This is a genomic window from Thermovirga sp. (genome assembly GCA_012523215.1).
Taxonomy (GTDB): Bacteria; Synergistota; Synergistia; order Synergistales; family Thermovirgaceae; genus 58-81.
On the sequence record JAAYIZ010000023.1, the window covers coordinates 1 to 3,387 of the forward strand.

4 protein-coding genes are annotated in these 3,387 nt (G+C 54.0%); 2 read left to right on the forward strand and 2 right to left on the reverse strand.

Going from position 1 to position 3,387, the window contains the following annotated elements:
* Positions 1-317: 317 nt before the first annotated feature.
* Together GX108_00740 and GX108_00745 are read right to left on the reverse strand one after the other, a co-directional pair.
* Positions 318-1,100 (reverse strand): creatininase family protein, encoded by a 783-nt coding sequence (locus GX108_00740; protein NLO55576.1) that lies wholly within the window; start codon positions 1,098-1,100, stop codon positions 318-320.
* 45 nt (positions 1,101-1,145) lie between these two features.
* Positions 1,146-1,874 carry a methyltransferase domain-containing protein gene (locus GX108_00745; GenBank protein ID NLO55577.1) on the reverse strand — a complete coding sequence of 243 codons (729 nt, stop codon included), beginning with the start codon at positions 1,872-1,874 and terminating at the stop codon, positions 1,146-1,148.
* Positions 1,875-2,012: 138 nt separating this feature from the next.
* Between GX108_00745 and GX108_00750 the strand changes: the two genes are divergently transcribed.
* Complete coding sequence (locus GX108_00750; protein ID NLO55578.1) at positions 2,013-2,957, forward strand: hypothetical protein; 945 nt, start codon at positions 2,013-2,015, stop codon at positions 2,955-2,957.
* Between the two features lie 30 nt (positions 2,958-2,987).
* The coding region (locus GX108_00755) for an aminotransferase class V-fold PLP-dependent enzyme (GenBank protein NLO55579.1) at positions 2,988-3,387 on the forward strand (400 nt) is incomplete at its 3' end.

Consider the following 3,387-nt stretch of genomic DNA (forward strand, 5'->3'; position numbering starts at 1 on the left):
ACTATGGGTAGACCCTTGAGGATCGAAAACCCTAACCTCATAGGTGTCAAAACAAAGCAGGTGTCAGACCTACACAATTGATGAATTGTATCTAGGTGAAGCCATAACCCCATCTTCCCGCCGGCTGGCTGCTTCGGGGGACGCTTCATTTATCGCTACCTTGATCGTTTCAATACCGGACCTTATTTTCAGCCCGAAAAGGGGATACCCCTGTCGGGAGTGCTCCCACCAGGTCCTGGACTGGTACTTCCAGTTCTGTCAATTGTGTAGGTCTGACGCCATAAAGATAGAAGATAAAAGAGGGTAGATAACAGGGTTCAGCAGGAATCTTCTGTAACTTCCCTGATCTGGCCTGCAAAGAAATCGGAGATCAACCCCGCGAAGGTGTCAATACATCTGAGCCCGATCGGTGCCGACATCCCCCGGGGGTCGCCCATGACGCCGTTAGGGGTGAGGTTCTGCAATCCCTCCTTGAACATGCGGTCGAGAACTTCAGGCGTGACAGGGTCTGTAAACCCAGGCTCAGCGATGTTTTTATCGACCAGTTCAGGATGAAGCACCATCATTATCGAGCTTTCGGCGATGTCAGCGTGCCCCCCAACCCTGTTGCCGAGCCCACTTTCCTTTTGCACCGCATTTCGCCAGGCCTTCATCATGCCCTCCAGGTCGGTAAATGCGAATACGCGGGTCCCGGGTTCCACGGCTTCCCGGAGGCGATCCAGCATCACTGCAATCGGCGCAAAATTGCCTCCGTGGGTTGGAATTATGCAGATATTCTTGAAGCCGTGCCTGGAGAGGCTGACGCAATAGTCACGTACAAGTGCTTCAAGAGTTTCGGGAAGTATCGATATGGTTCCCGGAAAGGCCATGTGATGCTCCGAACAGCCCACCCTTATTGATGGGGCTACGAGTGCTTTCCCCAGCCTTCGGGCGACTTCCAGGGCCATGCGCTCACCGTGTTCAGCATCGACAAAAAGGGGCAGGTGGAGGCCGTGCTGCTCTGTCGCCCCGCAGGCGAAGACTGCCGTATCGTATCCCTCTTCAATCGCTTTCCCGACCTTTGGCCAGGTCATTCTTTCAAGGATGATCTCTTTCGGCATGTTTTATTCCTCCGTTACAGGGATGTGCAGTTCATTGTAAATGGATCAGTTCTTCCTGGCGACAAGGCCTATGGTGTTGAAGTATTGCCCGCTCTCGGTTTTCATCATTTCGATGTCTTCCTTCGCGTAGGGGTTGTCACATTCAAGCCATTCCTCCCATGCCTGTTTATGACATGTGTGGGAGAAACATTCCTCAAGGGTGATATTTAAAGAATGTCCCCAAAGACGGGTCCACCATTCAGCTGAGTAGATGTTCATTTCTCCCTGCAGCTCCTTTTCCCACTTTTCCCAGAAAGGTTTAAGCACAGCAGGCACACCGTCGGTGAAGTCCCTGATAAGACCGGGGACCGAAACGGCAATAGTGCCCCCCCTTTTCAGCAGGGGGACGAGATGGGTGTCGAGATAGTCAGGGGTGTTCCCGAAGTAGTGGTAAGAGTCTATGCTGACAACCGCGTCAAAGTAACCGTGGGCGAAGGGCAGGGCCCTTGCGTCGGCATGTATGGGGATGATCTCTTCTTCGAGGCCCAGGTCCTTGAAGCGATCGTAGTTCTCCGTCGCTTCTATCCAGAGGTCGGTGGCAAAGACCTGGACGTCCAACTCCCTTGCCAGGAATATGGAGGTAAGGCCCTTTCCGCAGCCCAGGTCAAGGACCCGCATGCCCGGTTTCAGGGATACCTTTTGCAAAATTTCAGCTGCTATCCTGACGCAGTTGGGTCCCATCATGTTCCCCATCAGGAAGTTCCTGTCGAAGTCCGTTCTTTTTCCGAATCTCATTGTATGTACTGCACCCCCTAATTAAGAGTCGCTATTATATCCTTTTAAGGGAAAGGTGTCAGACCTACACAATTGACGAAATGGGTTTTTCGATCCAGAATGGGGTAAATTTGCCCTGCCGGGGACGGAGGTTTGACGATGGGCAGACCCTTGAGGATCGAATACCCGAGAGCTTTTTATCATGTCACATCCAGGGGTAACGAGCAAAAGGATATCTTCAAAAGTGAAGGCGACAGGGAGAAATTCCTGACCTACCTGGAGTCGGCTGCGGAGAGGTACGGGGCCGTATTCCACGCCTATTGCCTTATGAACAACCACTACCACCTGATGATCGAAACCCCCGAGGGTAACCTATCCAGGATCATGAAGCATATCAACAACTCCTACACAAATTACTTCAACGTGAAGCGAAAGAGGGCGGGTCATCTCCTGCAGGGTCGCTACAAGGCCATTCTTGTCGAGGCGGATGCCTACGCCGCTGAACTGTCCCGCTATATACATCTTAACCCCGTGAGGGCTAAGATGGTGGCCTCCCCGGAAGAGTACAAGTGGAGCAGTTACCGGTTCTACCAGGAGAGGACGGCGCCCCCGTGGTTTTCCACCGGTTTTGTCCTGGGGTATTTCGGGACGGAGCCGGGCAAGCAAAGGGTACATTACAGGGACTACATCCTGAAGGCCGTCGGGAAAAAGAGCCCTGACCTTCTTTCCGGCTCGATCGCCTCGACCATTCTTGGCAGCGATGACTTTGTCAGGTACATAAAGGAGACCTACCTAGAGGGACTGGCGCCCGACAGGGATATCCCCGCCTTGCGGGAGCTGCAGGGGAGGCCCGACATAGGGAAGATCAAAGCGGCGGTAGGAGAGGCGTTCCCCGGCGGCGGCAGGCTGGCCAGGGCGGGGGGGATTTACCTTTGCCATCGTTTCAGCGGGGCGAAGCTACAGGAGATCGGGAACCTTTTCGATCTCACGCCCTCGGGGGTGACCCAGGCGAGGAAGCGGTTCGACGAGGCCATGAAAAAGGACAAGGTCTTGGAAAAGAAAGTCCTTGAAGTGGCCCGGAAACTGGATCTGTCAATTGTGTAGGTCTGACACCTAGAAGGAAGGGTAAAGATAATGATATATTTCGACAACAGCGCGACGACGCTGATCAAGCCGTCCGAGGTGGCCAAGGCCGTAAAGTACGCCATCGATCATTTCGGCAACGCCGGGCGCTCCTTTTACGGCGCGGTCATGCTGGCCAACAGGGAAATATACCGGACGCGCAAGGAGATCGCCGACCTCGCGGAGCTCGAGGACCCGCTCCGGGTGGCATTCACATCGTCATCGACGGAGAGCCTCAACCTCGTGATCCGCGGACTGGTCAAAAAAGAGGACCACGTGATCACAACGGTCCTGGAGCATAATTCCGTGTTACGCCCCTTGTATTTGACCGGATGTGATCTTAGCATTTTGGAGTGCGACGATAAGGGCGACCTGTTGCTGGATACCTTTGAGAGCCTGGCGAAGCCTTCCA

Bases quoted from the DNA above. Each gene is read 5' to 3' on its own strand.
- GX108_00745 (NLO55577.1), bottom strand. From the start codon at position 1,874: ATGAGATTCGGAAAAAGAACGGACTTCGACAGGAACTTCCTGATGGGG.
- GX108_00750 (NLO55578.1), top strand. From the start codon at position 2,013: ATGGGCAGACCCTTGAGGATCGAATACCCGAGAGCTTTTTATCATGTC.
- GX108_00740 (NLO55576.1), bottom strand. From the start codon at position 1,100: ATGCCGAAAGAGATCATCCTTGAAAGAATGACCTGGCCAAAGGTCGGG.